Source organism: Pseudomonas sp. IT-P12, assembly GCF_949767465.1.
Lineage (GTDB): Bacteria > Pseudomonadota > Gammaproteobacteria > Pseudomonadales > Pseudomonadaceae > Aquipseudomonas.
The window spans coordinates 40,147-56,942 of the sequence record NZ_CATKPY010000002.1 but is presented as its reverse complement, the minus strand read 5'-3'; the positions used below and the strand labels follow the sequence as shown (position 1 = coordinate 56,942).

At 59.6% G+C, this 16,796-nt stretch carries 13 protein-coding genes; 3 read left to right on the top strand and 10 right to left on the bottom strand.

The genetic code is table 11. The annotated features are described in order from the left end of the window. Window positions 1–14: 14 nt before the first annotated feature. Window positions 15–1,115, bottom strand: coding sequence for a glycine-betaine demethylase subunit GbcB (gbcB, locus tag ACM6IM_RS01120; protein WP_192306650.1), 1,101 nt, complete (start codon window positions 1,113–1,115; stop codon window positions 15–17). 281 nt (window positions 1,116–1,396) lie between these two features. Between gbcB and gbcA the strand changes: the two genes are divergently transcribed. Further along, a complete protein-coding gene (gene gbcA / locus ACM6IM_RS01115) occupies window positions 1,397–2,692 on the top strand; it encodes a glycine-betaine demethylase subunit GbcA (protein WP_414863939.1) in 1,296 nt (431 codons plus the stop codon). 65 nt (window positions 2,693–2,757) lie between these two features. On the opposite strand, the gene ACM6IM_RS01110 is transcribed toward gbcA, so the two are convergent. After that, a complete protein-coding gene (locus ACM6IM_RS01110; protein ID WP_414863938.1) occupies window positions 2,758–5,385 on the bottom strand; it encodes a fibronectin type III domain-containing protein in 2,628 nt (875 codons plus the stop codon). Window positions 5,386–5,657: 272 nt separating this feature from the next. Here ACM6IM_RS01110 and ACM6IM_RS01105 point away from each other — a divergent pair, with 272 nt between their 5' ends. Next, window positions 5,658–6,104: a hypothetical protein gene (locus ACM6IM_RS01105; RefSeq protein WP_414863937.1), complete on the top strand. Its 447-nt coding sequence runs from the start codon at window positions 5,658–5,660 to the stop codon at window positions 6,102–6,104. A gap of 548 nt (window positions 6,105–6,652) precedes the next feature. Here ACM6IM_RS01105 and ACM6IM_RS01100 read toward each other — a convergent pair. The 8 genes from ACM6IM_RS01100 to ACM6IM_RS01065 all read right to left on the bottom strand — a co-directional run bounded on the left by ACM6IM_RS01100 (window position 6,653) and on the right by ACM6IM_RS01065 (window position 16,116). Further along, window positions 6,653–7,504, bottom strand: coding sequence for an RHS repeat-associated core domain-containing protein (locus ACM6IM_RS01100; protein ID WP_414863936.1), 852 nt, complete (start codon window positions 7,502–7,504; stop codon window positions 6,653–6,655). 119 nt (window positions 7,505–7,623) lie between these two features. Then, a complete protein-coding gene (locus tag ACM6IM_RS01095; RefSeq protein WP_414863935.1) occupies window positions 7,624–8,190 on the bottom strand; it encodes a GNAT family N-acetyltransferase in 567 nt (188 codons plus the stop codon). A 147-nt stretch (window positions 8,191–8,337) separates the two neighbouring features. Further along, complete coding sequence (locus tag ACM6IM_RS01090; protein WP_414863934.1) at window positions 8,338–9,108, bottom strand: electron transfer flavoprotein subunit beta; 771 nt, start codon at window positions 9,106–9,108, stop codon at window positions 8,338–8,340. A gap of 15 nt (window positions 9,109–9,123) precedes the next feature. After that, window positions 9,124–10,344, bottom strand: a complete 1,221-nt coding sequence (locus ACM6IM_RS01085; protein ID WP_414863933.1) for an electron transfer flavoprotein subunit alpha/FixB family protein — start codon at window positions 10,342–10,344, stop codon at window positions 9,124–9,126. Then, on the bottom strand, window positions 10,344–12,290 hold the full coding sequence (gene dgcB / locus ACM6IM_RS01080) for a dimethylglycine demethylation protein DgcB (RefSeq protein WP_414863932.1): 1,947 nt from the start codon (window positions 12,288–12,290) through the stop codon (window positions 10,344–10,346). Before dgcB ends, ACM6IM_RS01085 begins: the two co-directional genes overlap by 1 nt. A gap of 163 nt (window positions 12,291–12,453) precedes the next feature. Further along, entirely contained in the window at window positions 12,454–14,514 is a 2,061-nt protein-coding gene (gene dgcA / locus ACM6IM_RS01075) for a dimethylglycine demethylation protein DgcA (RefSeq protein WP_192306662.1), read from the bottom strand. 15 nt (window positions 14,515–14,529) lie between these two features. Beyond that, window positions 14,530–15,060: a DUF5943 domain-containing protein gene (locus ACM6IM_RS01070; protein WP_011336290.1), complete on the bottom strand. Its 531-nt coding sequence runs from the start codon at window positions 15,058–15,060 to the stop codon at window positions 14,530–14,532. 78 nt (window positions 15,061–15,138) lie between these two features. Continuing rightward, window positions 15,139–16,116, bottom strand: coding sequence for a dipeptidase (locus ACM6IM_RS01065; protein ID WP_008033250.1), 978 nt, complete (start codon window positions 16,114–16,116; stop codon window positions 15,139–15,141). Window positions 16,117–16,350: 234 nt separating this feature from the next. Between ACM6IM_RS01065 and ACM6IM_RS01060 the strand changes: the two genes are divergently transcribed. Beyond that, on the top strand, window positions 16,351–16,752 hold the full coding sequence (locus ACM6IM_RS01060; protein WP_192306664.1) for a lysozyme inhibitor LprI family protein: 402 nt from the start codon (window positions 16,351–16,353) through the stop codon (window positions 16,750–16,752). Window positions 16,753–16,796 lie beyond the last annotated feature (44 nt).

The window sequence follows — 16,796 nt, the reverse complement described above, 5'->3', positions numbered from 1 at the left end:
AAAGCCCAGGGCGATCAAAACTCGATGCGCACATCCCCCTTCGGCACGCTGCAGCACGACAGGATGTAGCCTTCGGCTTCGTCTTCCTCGGTGATCCCGCCGTTGTGCTCCATCTCGACTTCACCACCGAGCTTCAGCACCTTGCACGTGCCGCAGATGCCCATGCCGCAAGCCTTGGGAATCAGCAGCCCGACCTTGGCCGCTGCGGCGTGCACGGTCTCGCCCGGGGCCACGCGGATGCTCTTGCCGGAGGCGATGAATTCCACCTGATGCAGGTCCGCCGCATCGACTTCCGGAGCGTCAGCGGCCTGTTCGGCCTGTTCCACGGCATCAGCACGGGCTTCGGGAGGCGTGGCACCGAAGGATTCCTCGTGATACCGCTTCATGTCGAAGCCCACCGACTCGAGCATGCGCTTGACCGCGTTCATGTACGGCGTCGGGCCGCAGCAGAACACTTCGCGCTCCATGAAGTCCGGCGTCATCAGCTCGAGCATCTTGTGGTTCAGGTAACCGCGATAGCCGGCCCATGGTTCACCCAGCCCGTGCTTCTCGCAGATCAGGTGCAGGCTGAAGTTGTCGATTCGCGACGCCATGTGCTCCAGCTCGCGGTGGTAAATGATGTCCTTGGGGGAACGGGCGCTGTGGATGAACACCATGTCGACATTGCCGTTGGTGTCGTAGAACCAGCGGGCCATGGACATGCAGGGGGTGATCCCGACGCCGCCGCTGAGGTACAGCACCTTGGGCGCGGGAAAGTCGATCGCGTTGAACAACCCGACCGGCCCGTGCACCGCCAGCTCCTGGCCTTCGTGCAGGGTGTCGTGCAACCAGTTCGAGACCTTGCCGCCCGGCACTCGCTTGATCGTCACCGAGAAGCTGTACGGCACCGAGGGCGAACTGGAAATGGTGTACGAGCGCATGATCGGCTGCCCTTCGATCTCCAGCTCCAGGGTGACGAACTGCCCCGGCTTGAAGAAGAACATGATCGGCTGGTCGGCCATGAAACAGAAGGTGCGCACATCCCAGGTTTCCTGGATGACTTTGACGCAACGGACGATGTGTCGACCATTGGCCCAGGTCTGGGTGGTTACCGGGTTCAGGAAGTTGTTGGACATGCTGTTCTCCGTAGCCGATGGTCGGCCTCATGGTGGCGATTCTGCGTATAGCGCGAACCACCCATTTACCTATCAGCGACATTCACATACTTATCGCGACCAGCCCCCAACTACCGGGGGTTGCGCGTCGGGAACAGATTGGGCCATGTCGCCCATGGATAAGGTTGCGAGTAACGCCGGCCCCACACTCGCCCCATACCAAGACAGAACCTTTACACCTTGCGTAGCAACCCTGATTAGCCACTTTCGCCGGCCACATAGATGGCCATGAGGATTCAACGATGACCGTCACCACTACCCTGAGCCTGGGCGATCCGCTGGAACCCGCACGCAAGGCCACCGCACAGATGCTGCAGGAGCGCGAGCGCACTTTCTCGCTGCCGCAGCCGTTCTATTGCGACGATCGCCTGTTCGATATCGACATGCAGGAGATTTTCCAGAAAGAGTGGCTGATCGCCGGCATGACCTGCGAAATCCCGGCCAAGGGCAACTACCTGACCCTGCAGATCGGCAAGAACCCGATCATCGTGATCCGGGGCGCCGAAGGTGTGGTCCACGCCTTTCACAACGTCTGCCGTCACCGTGGCTCGCGCCTGTGCACCAGCGACAAGGGCAAGGTGGCCAAACTGGTCTGCCACTATCACCAATGGACCTACGAGCTCGATGGTCGCCTGCTGTTCGCCGGCACCGAAATGGGCGCCGACTTCGACATGAAGCAGTACGGCCTCAAACCGGTGAATGTGAAAACCGCTGGCGGCTACATCTTCATCAGCCTGGCGGAAAACCCACCGGCCATCGATGACTTCCTGTCGACGCTCAACCATTACATGGAACCGTACGACATGGAAAACACCAAGGTGGCGGTGCAAACCACCTTGATGGAAAAGGCCAACTGGAAACTGGTGCTGGAAAACAACCGCGAGTGCTACCACTGCAACGCGTCGCACCCGGAACTGCTGAAAACCCTGCTGGAGTGGGACGACGTTACCGACCCGCGCGCCGACCAGGCGTTCAAGGACCATGTCGCCGCTTCCGCCGCGGCCTGGGAAGCCGAGAAGATCCCTTACGCTCACGCCAGCTTCGGCCTGCGTAACCGCATCGTGCGCATGCCGCTGCTCAAGGGCACCGTATCGATGACCCTGGACGGCAAACAGGGCTGCGCCAAACTCATGGGCCGCATCAAGAACCCGGACCTGGGCTCGATGCGCATCCTGCACCTGCCGCACTCGTGGAACCACTGCATGGGCGACCACATCATCGTGTTCACCGTGTGGCCGATCAGCGCCCAGGAAACCATGGTCACCACCAAGTGGATCGTGCACAAGGACGCGGTCGAAGGCGTGGACTACGACGTGGAGCGCATGCGCCAGGTCTGGGACGCCACCAACGACCAGGACCGTCGCCTGGCCGAAGAGAACCAGCGCGGCATCAACTCCACGGCGTATCAGCCTGGGCCTTACTCGAAGACTTACGAGTTTGGAGTGGTGAACTTTGTGGATTGGTACAGCGAACGGTTGTTGAATAACCTGGGGGCTGAGCCTGCGCCGTATCTCAAGGGCGTGTCGGTTCAGGGCTAAGCGTTGGACAATAGCGGATAGGCGAAACTGAGGCTCGTACGTTCAACGCACGAGCCTCAACTTCATCAAGGCTTCGGTATAACCGTGATTCTATTCCAGTCGGACTCCCCGCCCCCCGCAAACCTGCATTGCACACCAAACACCATGGGTAATCCGACCAGCAGGTTGTTTACTGTATGAGTCATCCCTGCCAAAGCAGTGGGCTGTCCACTTGGGAAAATCTTGAAGGAGTAGCCAATGACGGCTTCCGCATTCTCTCGAGGAGGTTCCCAGGCAAATGAAACGTTACGCTGACTATTTTTTGTCACATGAAAATTTGATGGGATTGTCAGTCCACCCAAAGTTTCAAATGTAACGGTCGCCGGGTCAGATCGAACATTCGCGTAATTGACGGCGTAAACAACAAAGGTATAGCCCGTATTGGTAGACAGATCCCTAACGGTAATCGTGCGGTCCGTAATGTGTTGCTCCTGCTGCCCTTCCAGATAACAAATATAGGTGACCGGATAATCCCCGGGCGGCAGCCAGTTCAATTGCGCACTGTGTGGCCCTACAATCACGTTCAAGCCACGCGGCGCCCCTGGTTTTTCGGGCATTACCGGCCCGCCGTTCGCAGTAACAGACTCTGCGATAGATGCATTCCCGTGAGTGTCGATCGCCCAGATCTCGACGGGGTACTCTGCTAGCTCCAATTTTGACGTTTCAAAACTATTCGCCGAAGCCGGTATTACAACCGGAGGCTTTTCATGGACGGATATTGCATAGTTCACAACGTCCGCACTGGCGGATCTGTCCCAACTTAATGTCATATCCGTAGCCGTTTGCGTGGAAACTTTAAAGTTGGTAACCGGCAACGGAATGGTCAAATCAACCGCAAGATCAACGGTGACCTGAGGAGATTTCTCTCCGGTTCCCATGATAAGAACAGCGGCTTTTACGATAAACCGATCGCCCACCTGCGCATAATCCGTATAGCTTGGAACGCCGTAGTCGAACGGAATCAGGGGAAGCGGAATGCTATCAGTGACGAACTCGAGCGCTATTTGCATGCCCATGGGATTAGGCAAAGGAATCGGGTCCCAGGTAATGACCGCACGAAACAAGTCGTCCGCCATATCAAGTGGTATATAGACAACTTGAGGATTGACCAATGCGGGCAGCGCGGGACGTATCAGTCCCGCCCATTCCGAGTAATTGCCGTTACGATCTTTCGCCCGAATTTCGATCAACTGCTGCTCGTTTGCTGGTACGTCATGAAATGCAAATGAGAGTGCGCTGGTGTACCCCTTGTACACCTCATTGATTCGCACCTCGTAACCTGCCACACCACTTCCGTTTCCGTCGGAAGAAGCGACCCATTTAACACGTACGGTGGGATACCCATACTCGACAAATTCAAGATTCGAAGGCATCGTGGGAGGGACCGTGTCCTGCAGCAACTCTACTTCGTTTGAAAAAGCGGAGAGGTTGCCGGCCAAATCAACCGCTTGCACCTTGAAAACGCTGTTCAGTCGATTCAAATCCTTGACCAGGTAGTGAGTACCGCCCGAAGTGAAAACACGTTTGTCATTTTGAAAAATCAGGTAGTGTCGAACGCCTACCGCATCCGTCGATGCATTGAACGAAAAAAGCGCCGTGTTCTGGTAGTACTCGTCCTTGGCGCCTTCGTCAGTCAGTCTTAATTGCCTGACGACAAATTGAGTGGGGGCGCTTGGCGGAGTACGATCCCGCCCTATTTGCAGGTTAAGTGCTATGCACTGGTCAACGACGCTGACGCGCGTATCCTCTCGCTCGATAAAATCGGCCATTAGAATATTAAGTTTCCGGCCGCCTTCTGCAAAAGGTAGCAACCGTATCGGATGATTGCGTGCCAAGTGTTTCGGCCCGCCATTTATACCTTCCTCATACACGGTAGCGCTCAACGCCCAAGGATAGTTAGTAGGGGGCGCTTTCATCGTCGCGATGATCATTTGCTCGATGCCATGCTCACTATAATCAGCCGGGCTCCATAGGTGGCTGATGCCGTGCCACAGAAGAGCTGTTTCCGGATCATCCAATGGCCAGTCAATCGTGTTTCCATATTTGAAACATAGAGCAATATTAGCGCTGGGGTGATCTTCAAAAATCTCCTCCAGACTCTTATTTAAAGCACTCCTGGGTAACAAGCGGGACTTAATTGACTGAAAATACTTCAAGCAACGCTCAAGGCTGTTGTATGAAAAATTTCGCCCTTTATCGTAACTATGGAAATCGAGCATCACAATTTCTCGGGGATTTGCTTCCGCAAACGCCTTGACGTCGGCAACCAGATGTTCCAGTCGACGATTACCGAAGTTGCCATGCTGAAACTCAAACACGTCATAAAACTTGGTCTGCGGCGAATGCCTACCCGTGGTTTTCTTGTAACTGTTGTCGACAAGACGTAAATCCAGAACTCGAGCGCCGGCCCTCAACTGCTCGATAAACCGGCCATCCTGACAGGCTGTCCACTGCTCCCCGATAAAATCGATTGCGCCCTTATCCGCTCCGGCATTGTGAGCGCCCGGTAACGCGAGCTCCCACAAACGCATGTGTTTGATGTCGTTGAAAGAATCGCTCATCCAACGGCTGTAGTTCACCGTGGGAACAATGGGTTTTATTTCGGCGGAGTCTGACGCTTGCGTAGCGGGTGTGGTTGTTTTCTTAGCTGTCATGACGGCATTCCTTCGGAAAGTCAGGCGCCTGTCACAATGCTGCACTTTTATGTTTTGCGTAACTAGCAGAAATGATAGTAAGGAACAACAAGGGAGTAGAGCAAACCCGACATCTGAACACAAAGCGGGCACCTGTACCACTATCAGATCTGCTAGTGGCATTCTCGTTAGTGGCCGCTATGATTAACCGAGGGCACTACCACTAATTGTAAAACGCCAACCCTGAAACCAAGGCGTTTCGCAGTTGTCGCGCTAATTTCGAGGACAACATCATGCTTGTTATTCCTACAATTGCAGAAAGACAAAATCTTAAAAAACAACTGAATAACAATAGGCTCGGCACGTTTACTGCCACACTGGAAGTTACACCCTTTGATTTCAGAGCAGACGTGGCCCACCTACATTACGATGACCTTAAGAGATACAACATCCAGGCCTATATCGACACGCCCGACCATCTCTATAGTTTTGGAATGTTTATTCCGCGTAATGCAGAAGAGGGGACGATCAGAGTCAGTACAAACCCTTATAGCGAAACCACCGTTTATGTGGCTTACCTTGCAGCCGTGGACGGGGGTTTGAAGTATTTCATCGGCGCCAGCGGCTTTGTGAATTACCAGTACTTTCCTGCGGAGCGGCGTATCCAGGGGCAATTTGAATACCGGGATGTGCTTGGGAAAACGTTCAAGGGCGCATTCAACGTGCACGAGGAGTCCTGATTCAAAATGGCTGGGCTCAATCGATGGTCCGCCAGCCGGGATTGAAACACTCATCTGGTCGAAATTTGACCTATTGCGTCCAGCACCACGCCGTACGTGCCCTCCAGGCCTCCGTTAACAAGTTATCCACATCTCAACCCACAGCTATTGGGGACAACTCGATAATCGGGAATAACTTGCACACCAGAAGCTCAAGAAAATCCGTGACTTATCCAGATAGACACGCCCGCGGCGTTATTGGATATTTTTTGACCTAAAGCGTACGAACCCCGTTTTATAAGGCTTGCAGACGAGGGCGAACACCTTATCCACAGAAACGCCAACAGACTTTGGGGGCAACTTTTCAGCGCCTGTGGAAAACACGACAGGGTGCGGGAAAACAGGGACTTGTAGCTCATCCTTCAATCGAAATGGTCTTTTGAGTGTTTTTTGAGCGATCCGTAACAAGCGCCTGTTTACAGGGCCCTTGAGAGAGAACAAACATCTTATCCACAGAGACGCCAACAGAAAATGTGAACAGCAACGCCGGGGGTGTGGATAACACTTACCTACGGTTTGCCGCGAATCTGTGAGGCCCGCTCTGGAACTCGATCAGCCGCATCTGCCGAGCCCTCGGACGAGTGGCCTGTCACCGAAGGCCGACGCGAAGGAGCAGGTAGCTGACCGCTCATTTCCAAATCCGGTGCACGTACCTTCGGAAATGCAGTGCCCCTGGCCAAATTTTGTACGTTGTCCTTCACTGCTTGCCACAACCTGCCCCCTTGGACGTGATTGCTGATGGCAACTGTGGCTCTTATCCCCACTCCCATCACGGACAGGGCTGTACCCGCATTTGAAACGATTGCCCCCGCGGCAACGCCCCCCATCTGCAGACCAGACCCCACGATGGCGGTGAACGATCCCACCATGCTGGTCCGCGCAGCGACAAGTTGCCATCCTTTGGCGACAGGCCCCACAACAGTGGCGGTCAGGATGCCGACATGCAGGGCCATGGTTTCACCCAGCTGTACAAGCCTGGCGATCGCAGTAAATTGTCCCGTAGGATCATGGAAATTTATCGGGTCTGCGCCGCAGTACGCGTAAGCATTCACCCCACCCTTGTCGAATGGACTCAACCGATCCGGGCTGTGAAAACGCATCAACACCGGGTTGTAGACCCGATGGCCGTTGCCCAGGTGATACACGCCACCGGGCTCCTGGGCCTGCCCGTTGAACCCGAGGCGCGTTCGGGCGGCGAATGAGCCACCCTGCACGCCATAAGGGCTGTAGGCGAGAAGGTTCAAGCGGTCGGTGCTGCACTCCGCAATCACGCTCTGGGGCTGATCAGTGGCCAACAGCAGGGTGCGCGCTGGGGCGCGATTTCTGGAGGAAGAAGGGCGAGTCGGGCGCAGGGCGGGCATGGGGCGTCCTCATCAGGGGGCACGGTGACGGGTAACCATCCACCATCGCAACCCTAACAAATGCCACGCGCCGCCGTAACTGACAGTTCTGCTAGTGCTTGCTCAAGCGTGACGGGTCATTACGGCCGGTACATCAGATAGGCCTCACCCGTCACCCGAATCATCGGGTGTGGAGTGATCTGACACGTGTCGACGATGCGAAAGCCATGCCGCTCGTAAAAGCGCCGGGCGCCGGTGTTTGCAGCGTAGTCGATCAGGCTCAGGCCGTTGAGCCCCAACTGATTGGCGCGGTCGTAGGCGTAGGCCAGGAACTGCTTGCCCAGGCCCTGATTGCGCCAACCCTCATGCAGAGCGAGGCTGGAAATGTACAGCGTGTCGGGTATTTCCATCGTGGCATAAGGCGCCAGTACCGGGTCGGTGGTCGGCTCGGCCAGTGGGTCGTGGCGCATGGCATAGCTGTGCATCATGCCGATGACCTGGCCATCGGCCTCGGCAATCAGGCAGTTCTGGTACGAGAAGTCGACATCGTCACGGGCATAACGCAGCGCCCCCACGTCCACCAGGTCCTGGCCGGGGGCGGCGATCTGGCTCCAGATGTAATCGGCAGCCCCTTCGGAGGAAATCTGGAACAGACGGGCAATCTCCCGCGCATCCGCGCGGGTGGCCGGACGAAATTCAACGGTCATTGTTTTCTCTTGGTCTTGAATGAACACAGGGCCCTGTGGGAGCGGGCTTGCTCGCGAAAGCGGTGGGTCAGCTGACATAAAAGTCGCCTGACCCACTGCTTTCGCGAGCAAGCCCGCTCCCACATTTGGATTTGTGTGAATGATCGATCAGCGCACCACGCCTTCTTCGATCAGCAGCTTGAGGATCGCTTCGGCGCCCGCTTGCGCAGTCACGCCCTTGAGCACCTGCCCGCCTCCGCCGCTGGCCTTGGCCGTGGCGGCCTTCATGCGGTCGGCGCCGCTCTTGGCCTTGATCACTTTCAAGCGTTTTGGCCGTGGCTTGGCCGGCTGCAGGGTGGCGACCGCCAACAGTTCGTCGTCGACCACCTCGACCTCATTCGCCTGCAACACCCCGCGGCGGGCCGGGCCGTAGGCGCTCTGCCGTGGCTTGGGCGCGGCGTTATCCACCGTGGCCAGGAACGGTAGCCGCACCTTCAGGCGGCGACGCTGACCACGGGGCAGTGCCTGGAGCACCAGGGCCGACCCACCTTCGATGGATTCAACCTGCGCCAACCCGACCACCAGGGGCCAGCCGAGGCCTTCCGCCAGCAGGAACGGCAACATGCCCGAGCCTTCGCCGGTTTCCGCCTGGCTGCCGGTCAGCACCACCTGTGCCCCGGCGTCGCGCAGGTAAGCGGTCAACGCCGGCAACGCATCAGCACCCGACGGTTGTTCCAGCACATGCAACTGCTCCAGGCCCATGCCCAGATAGGCCCGCAACGCCGGCTCCGCAACGTCCCCGGCATGCAGCACCTGCAAGTTGTCCCCAGCCAGTTGCAGGCCCAGTTCCACCGCCCGCGCATCCTGTTCCGCGCGGCGTGGACGGCCGGAGGTCGGATGGGCACCGATGGACACCAGGCTGACGATTTTCGTGCTCATAACCCTTTCCTTTCCTTAAGCCGCATCGCGCTTGGCGTCGTTGCGATAAGCCGCTATCGCATCGATCAAGGCTTGAAGAAGCTCGGCGCTCTCGCCGATCACCGACAGGTCGGCCCGTTTGATCATGTCGCACCCCGGGTCGAGGTTGATCGCCACCACCTTGTCGCAGGCACCGATGCCTTGCAGGTGCTGGATCGCCCCGGAAATCCCCACCGCCACGTAGACCCGCGCGGTGACCCAGGTGCCGGACGCACCGACCTGACGATCGCGCGCCATGAAGCCATCGTCCACCGCAACCCGTGAGGCCCCCTCGGTGGCGCCAAGTGCTGCGGCCGTCCTGTGGAAAAGCTCCCAGTCCTTGACCCCGTTACCACCGGAAAAAATGAATTCGGCTTCGGCCATCGGAATCGCCGCCGGGTCCACCGCCACCGCACCCAAATCCTCGATGCGCGACAAGCTGCGTGCCACGGCTGTGGATAACTCCACTGGCAGGGCTTCGTGACGGGTCTCGCTGACCGGTTCGGCACATTCGACGGCCCCCAGGATCAACCGGGCGACCGGACGGGCGAGGTCCTGCAGCCCGGCGCCAGCACGGCCGATGCACTGCTCGTCCTTGACCTGCCAGACCCGTGTGGCCGGGCGCTCGCCCAGCGCGGCGGCAAAGCGCCGGCCGAGTTCACCGCCACCGCTGCGGCTGTCCGGCAGCAGCCAGTGGCGAGGGTTGAACTGGTTATCCACAGCCCGCAGGCCCTGGATCCGTTGCTCCGGTGCATAACCACTGAATGCCTCGCCTTCGAGCACCAGCAGGCGATCGACGCCCGCCGTGGCGAAGGTATTTTCCTTGTGTTCGCCGAAGACCACGGCCAACACCGCACCCTCCTTGCCGGCCAGCTGATGGGCAAGGCCCAGCAGGTCGCGGTCGTGACTGCTCAGGCGACCCCCGACCATGTCCGGCACCACGCCGATGTAGAACGCCGGCGCCGCCACCTGATGCAGTGGGAGTTGCACTTCCACGGTCGCCGAGCGCTTGGTCGCGCCGCCCTGCTGGACGCCGCTGCGGTCAATGCGCTTGATGCCATGCGGGCCGATGAAGCCGATGCCATGGGGGTTCTTGCGGATGACGCCGTTGGGGCCCATCCAGCTGTGTTGTGCCGGCTGCATGGCCGCGTGCAGCGGGTGCAGACGGTTGCGGGCAATCCATTCGGCGCGGGGGTCGCGGCGGATAATGTCGCTCATCAGTGCACCTCCGCAGGTTCGCGTTTGGCCGGCGAGGTCGACTTCGGCGCGTCCTCTTCAAGCAGCGCGTCGGCCACCAGCTCGGCAATGTCCTTGATCAACGGCCGGGGTTCGACCACGCCTTCGAGCATCGCCGTGCATTGCGGGCAACCCACCGCCACCAGGGCGGCACCGGTCTCGCGGATGTCTTCCATGCGCATGTCGGGAATCCGTTGCTTGCCCGGAATGTCGGTGATCGGCGCACCGCCACCACCGCCGCAGCAGCGTGAACGGAAACCGGAGCGTTGCATCTCTTTCACTTCGATCCCGAGGGCGCGCAACACTTCGCGCGGTGCCTCGTACTCGCCGTTGTAGCGGCCGAGGTAGCACGGGTCGTGATAGGTCACGCTATCGCCCTTATGCTGACCGAGGTTCAGCGCGCCCGCCTTGATGATTTCCGCCATGTAGGTGCTGTGGTGCTGCACCAGGTAGTTGCCGTCGAAGGCGCCGTACTCGTTTTTCAACACATGGAAACTGTGCGGGTCGCAGGTGACGATGCGGTTGAAGCTGTACTTGGCCAGGGTCTGGATATTGCGTTTGGCAAGCAACTGGAAGGTGGCTTCATCACCCAGGCGGCGAGCCACGTCTCCGCTGTCTCGCTCTTCCAGGCCCAGCACCGCGAAGTCGATCCTGGCCGCTTTCAGCACTTTGACGAAGGCCCGCAGAGTGCGCTGGTTGCGCATGTCGAAGGCGCCGTCGCCCACCCAGAACAGCACGTCGGTTGATTTCTTCTCGCTCAGCAAGGTGAGGTTGAGGTCCGCCGCCCAGTTCATCCGCCCGCCTGGCGCGAACCCGCCCGGGTTGTCGGTGGCGATCAGGTTTTCCAGGACTTCGGCGCCCTTGTTCGGGGTCGCGCCCTTTTCCAGGGTCAGGTGGCGACGCATGTCGACGATGGCATCGACGTGCTCGATCATCATCGGGCACTCCTCGACGCAGGCCCGGCACGTGGTGCAGGACCACAGGGTTTCGGCATCCACCAGGCCGTTGACGATCGGTTGATGGGGATTGCCCGCATGCTCACCGATGGGCTTGCCGGGATAAGGGCTGCCGGCAAAACCGGCATCGGTGCCGCCGGCCAGGCCGACGACCATGTCCTGGATGAGTTTTTTCGGGTTCAGCGGCTGACCGGCGGCAAAAGCCGGGCACGCCGCTTCGCACTTGCCGCACTGCACGCAGGCGTCGAAGCCGAGCAGTTGGTTCCAGGTGAAATCCTTGGGCTTTTCCACGCCCAGCGGTGCGGCCGGGTCATTGAGGTCCAGTGGTTTCAAGCCGGTGGAACGGCCACCGCCAAAACGCTCGGCACGACGGTGCCACGCCAGGTGCAGCGCACCGGCGAAGGCGTGTTTCATCGGCCCGCCCCAGGTCATGCCGAAGAACAGCTCCGACACGCCCCACAGCACGCCGATCCCGAGGATCACCGCCAGCAGCCAGCCACCGAAGTTCTCCGGCAGAATCCCGGCCACCGGCAGGGTCACCAGGAAGAACGATGCCGAGAACGCCAGCAGGCTTTTCGGCAGCCGCATCCACGGGCCTTTCGACAGGCGCGAAGGTGGGTTGCGCCGGCGCAGGAAAACGAAGACCGCACCGACGAACATCACCGCCGTCATCAGCAGCAGCGCATACCCGAGCAAGCGGTTATGCAGGCCGAAACCATGCACCAGAATCGCCAGCACGATGGACGCCACCGCACCACCGGCCGTGGCCACGTGAGTGTTGGCGATGTATTTGTCCCGCGCGACCACATGGTGCAGATCGACCATGTAGCGCTTGGGCATGGCGAACAGGCCACCGATCAGATCGACCTTCGAGGCTCGACCCCGGCGCCACATGGCCACCCGTCGCAACGCGCCGAGGACCGCCAGGCCCAGGGCTGCGAACAACAGGATTGGAAGAAGGGTGTTCAACATGGTGAAGCTCCCAAAGACTGCGGGGTGTAGCAGGTCGAGATGCCTTACTCGGGTTCCTGTGGGAGCGGGCTTGCTCGCGAATGCATTCTGTCAGTCACATTTTCATTGACTGATCCACCGCTTTCGCGAGCAAGCCCGCTCCCACAGGGTCATGTGCCGGCCTTTAGAAATCCTTGCACAGCCGCAGCGCGTCATAGATCGCCGCGTGCACGTTACGCTGCGCCACGCAGTCGCCGATGCGGAACAGCAGGTAACCGTCGCCACTCTGCGCCAGGCTTGGCTGCGGCTTGATCGCGAACAGCGCTTCGACGTCGATCTGGCCCTTGTTGCGCGAGCCTTCCTTCATCGCGTAGTAGATTTCTTCGTCCGGACGCACGCCGTTCTCGATGACCACCTGGTCGACCACCCGCTCCTCCTTGGCGCCGGTGTATTCGTTTTCCAGGACCGCCACCAGCTTGTCGCCTTCGCGGTAGACCTTCTCCAGCATCATGTCGCCGGTCATGATCACTTCCTTGGGATACATGCTGCGGTAGTAGGTCGGGAACGACGTACCGCCAATCGCCACGCCGGGCTTGATGTCGTCGGTGACGATCTCGACCTGGCTGCCCTTGTCGGCCAGGAAGTCGGCAGTGGACATGCCGGTGAACTCGCAAATGGTGTCGTAGACCAGCACGTTCTTGCCCGGTGCGACCTTGCCGTCGAGCACATCCCAACTGCTGACCACCAGGCCTTCGGCCGCGCCCCAGTGCTCGTTCTGCTCGAGGAACGGATGGCCGCCGACAGCCAGCACCACCACATCCGGACGCAGGTCCAGGATGGTCGGCGCGTCAGCCGCCGTGCCCAGGCGCAGGTCGACTTTCAGGCGTGCCAGCTCCAGTTGATACCAACGGGTAATGCCCGCGATCTGATCCCGCTGCGGCGCTTTCGCGGCCGTGGTGATCTGCCCGCCAATGAATTCCTTCTTCTCGAACAGGGTCACGTCGTGGCCACGCTCGGCCGCGACACGGGCGGCTTCCATCCCCGCAGGGCCGGCACCGACGACCACCACCTTGCGTTTCACACCGGTGGTTTTTTCGATGATGTGCGGCACGCCCATGTATTCACGGGACGTTGCGGCGTTCTGGATGCACAACACATCCAGGCCCTGGTACTGACGGTCGATGCAGTAGTTGGCGCCCACGCACTGCTTGATCTGGTCGACCTGACCCATCTTGATCTTGGCGATCAGGTGCGGGTCGGCGATGTGCGCGCGGGTCATGCCGACCATGTCGACGTAACCGCCTTCCAGAATTCGCGTTGCCTGGTTCGGGTCCTTGATGTTCTGCGCGTGCAGCACCGGAACCTTGACCACTTCCTTGATGCCGGCCGCCAGGTGCAGGAACGGCTCCGGCGGATAACTCATGTTCGGGATCACGTTGGCCAGGGTGTTGTGGGTGTCGCAACCCGAACCGACGACACCGAGGAAATCGAGCATGCCGGTGTCGTCGTAATACTTGGCGATCTGTTTCATGTCCTCGTGGGACAGGCCATCGGGGTGGAATTCATCACCGCAGATGCGCATGCCCACGCAGAAATCGTCACCGACCTCGGCGCGCACGGCCTTCAGGACCTCGAGGCCGAACTTCATGCGGCCTTCAAAGCTGCCGCCCCATTCGTCGGTACGCTTGTTGACCCGCGGGCTCCAGAACTGGTCGATCATGTGCTGGTGCACGGCCGACAGTTCGACGCCGTCCAGGCCACCGGCCTTGGCGCGACGGGCCGCCTGCGCGTAGTTGCCGATCACCCGCCAGATTTCTTCCGGCTCGATGGTCTTGCAGGTGGCGCGGTGCACCGGCTCACGGATGCCGGACGGCGACATCAGCGTTGGCCAGTTGAAGCCGTCCCAGCGCGAGCGACGGCCCATGTGGGTAATCTGGATCATGATCTTGGCGCCGTGCTTGTGCATCGCATCGGCCAGATTCTGGAAGTGCGGAATGATCCGGTCGGTGGACAGGTTCACCGAGCTCCACCACTCCTGCGGGCTGTCGATGGCGACCACCGACGATCCGCCGCAGATCGCCAGGCCGATCCCGCCCTTGGCTTTCTCTTCGTAATACTTGACGTACCGGTCGGTGGTCATGCCGCCGTCGGTCGCATAGACCTCGGCGTGCGCGGTGCTGAGCACACGGTTGCGGATGGTCAGTTTGCCGATCTGGATCGGCTGGAACATTGCTTCGAAAGCCATGACGGGTTCCTCGACTTACAACGGCTTGACGGTGAACAAACCGTCGTCGTGGCCCTCTTCGGAGCCACCGTAGACTTGTTCGGCCACGGTGCGGATCTGGCTGCCGCGAGCGGCGAGAATCTGATCCATCGCACCGGCAAACCAACCGGTGAACATGTAGTCGACCTTGCGCCCGACCTTGCCGTAGACGTAGACGAACGCCGAATGTTCGAGCTTGACGCTGGCGGTGCCTTTGTCCAGGTCGATGTCCTGGATCTTGAACAGACCCCAGCCGCGTTGCGACAGGCGCTTCATGTAATGCTCGAACACCGCGACGCCTTCCAGGCCGTGGCACTCGGCTTCCTTTTCACACCAGTGCCAGGCGGACTTGTAGCCGGCCTTGTAGAGGATTTCGGCGTAGGCGTCGGCGCCCAGCACTTCCTCGATGCCCATGTGGTTGTTGACGAAGAAATGACGCGGCACGTACAGCATCGGCAGGGCGTCGGAGGTCCAGACACCGGTTTCGCTGTCGACTTCGATAGGCAATTGCGGGGCGATCTTGGCCATGGAAACTTAACTCCAGAATAATTTTGGTGTTGCCCCCGGCGCGAATGGCCGGGGGGAAGGATTCAGAAGTGCTGCGGCTTACTCGCCCCAGACATCCTTGAGGACGTTCACCCAGTTTTCGCCCATGATCTTGCGCACCACGCGCTCGGAATGACCGCGCTTGAGCAGGGTTTCGGTCAGGTTCGGGAACTCGCCGACGGTGCGAATGCCCAGCGGGTTGATGATCTTGCCGAAACTGGTCAGGCGGCGGGCGTAGCCCTTGTCATGGGTCAGGTATTCGAAGAAGTCCTGGCCATGGCCCTGGGTGAAGTCGGTGCCGATGCCGATGGCGTCTTCGCCGACGATGTTCATGGTGTATTCGATCGCTTCGGCGTAGTCGTCGATGGTCGAATCGATGCCCTTGGCCAGGAACGGCGCGAACATGGTCACGCCGACAAAACCGCCGTGGTCGGCGATGAACTTCAGCTCTTCGTCGGATTTGTTGCGCGGGTGAATCTTCAGGCCGGAGGGCAGGCAGTGGGAGTAGCACACCGGTTTCTTCGATTCGAGGATGACCTCTTCCGAGGTTTTCGAGCCGACGTGGGAGAGGTCGCACATGACGCCGACGCGGTTCATTTCCGCGACGATTTCACGCCCGAAGCCCGACAGGCCGCCATCGCGCTCGTAGCAACCGGTGCCCACCAGGTTCTGGGTGTTGTAGCACATCTGCACGATACCGACGCCCAGTTGCTTGAACACCTCGACATAGCCGATCTGGTCTTCGAACGCGTGGGCGTTCTGGAAACCGAACAGGATGCCGGTCTTGCCCTGCTCCTTGGCCTTGCGGATGTCGGCGGTGGTGCGCACCGGAATCACCAGGTCGCTGTTCTCGCGGATCAGTTTCTGGCTGGCGGCGATGTTGTTGACGGTGGCCTGGAAACCTTCCCACACCGAAACGGTGCAGTTGGCTGCGGTCAGGCCACCCTTGCGCATGTCTTCGAACAGCTCACGGTTCCATTTGGCAATAATCAGCCCGTCGATAACGATACTGTCGGCGTGCAATTCGGCTGGGCTCATCAGGCTGTCCCCTCTTGGCGATTCATGCGCCGAATCGTGTGCCGGCGCTTTGGGGCCAGCATATGCCTCGGTGCATTGGCAGCCGGGTGCAAAAACGACAGGGGAATTGCCGAAAGCGTCAATCCGCGACAAAGGGTCGACGGCGGAGGCCTCAGGCCACCTGTTCAAGGGCTTGCGCATGGGCCAGAATTCGCGCCATTACGGGATTTGCAGCGCAAAAGGGGCGCAGGCGCAATGAAATCGATCTTACTGGCAATGGCACTGATAGCGACCGGCGTACAGGCGGCCGAAGAATCCGACAGCAATCCCTGCGACGCCGTCGAAAACGACGTCCAGACCCTGGAATGCTCGGTCTACAGCCGAACCACCGCCGAAGACCTGCTCAAGGACAACGACCAGGCCCTGACCGAACGCCTGCAAAGCGCCTATGGCAAAAACCCGACGCAACTGGCCGACATCACCGCCAAGCTCAAGAACGCCCAGCAGCAATGGCTGAAAACCCGCGACGCCGACTGCGCCGTCGAAGCCTTCCCGGCGACCAGCGGCAGCAAGGCCTTCACCATTGCCCAGAATGACTGCGTGGCACGAATGAGTGACGAGCGCTCGGAATTTCTGGAGTCGATTGGGCAGGAGTGAAACGTTACGTCTGTTTGGGCGGCTGGCGCCGTTGCCAGCTCCCT

Bases quoted from the DNA above. Each gene is read 5' to 3' on its own strand.
- gbcB (WP_192306650.1), bottom strand. From the start codon at position 1,115: ATGTCCAACAACTTCCTGAACCCGGTAACCACCCAGACCTGGGCCAAT.
- gbcA (WP_414863939.1), top strand. From the start codon at position 1,397: ATGACCGTCACCACTACCCTGAGCCTGGGCGATCCGCTGGAACCCGCA.
- ACM6IM_RS01110 (WP_414863938.1), bottom strand. From the start codon at position 5,385: ATGACAGCTAAGAAAACAACCACACCCGCTACGCAAGCGTCAGACTCC.
- ACM6IM_RS01105 (WP_414863937.1), top strand. From the start codon at position 5,658: ATGCTTGTTATTCCTACAATTGCAGAAAGACAAAATCTTAAAAAACAA.
- ACM6IM_RS01100 (WP_414863936.1), bottom strand. From the start codon at position 7,504: ATGCCCGCCCTGCGCCCGACTCGCCCTTCTTCCTCCAGAAATCGCGCC.
- ACM6IM_RS01095 (WP_414863935.1), bottom strand. From the start codon at position 8,190: ATGACCGTTGAATTTCGTCCGGCCACCCGCGCGGATGCGCGGGAGATT.
- ACM6IM_RS01090 (WP_414863934.1), bottom strand. From the start codon at position 9,108: ATGAGCACGAAAATCGTCAGCCTGGTGTCCATCGGTGCCCATCCGACC.
- ACM6IM_RS01085 (WP_414863933.1), bottom strand. From the start codon at position 10,344: ATGAGCGACATTATCCGCCGCGACCCCCGCGCCGAATGGATTGCCCGC.
- dgcB (WP_414863932.1), bottom strand. From the start codon at position 12,290: ATGTTGAACACCCTTCTTCCAATCCTGTTGTTCGCAGCCCTGGGCCTG.
- dgcA (WP_192306662.1), bottom strand. From the start codon at position 14,514: ATGGCTTTCGAAGCAATGTTCCAGCCGATCCAGATCGGCAAACTGACC.
- ACM6IM_RS01070 (WP_011336290.1), bottom strand. From the start codon at position 15,060: ATGGCCAAGATCGCCCCGCAATTGCCTATCGAAGTCGACAGCGAAACC.
- ACM6IM_RS01065 (WP_008033250.1), bottom strand. From the start codon at position 16,116: ATGAGCCCAGCCGAATTGCACGCCGACAGTATCGTTATCGACGGGCTG.
- ACM6IM_RS01060 (WP_192306664.1), top strand. From the start codon at position 16,351: ATGAAATCGATCTTACTGGCAATGGCACTGATAGCGACCGGCGTACAG.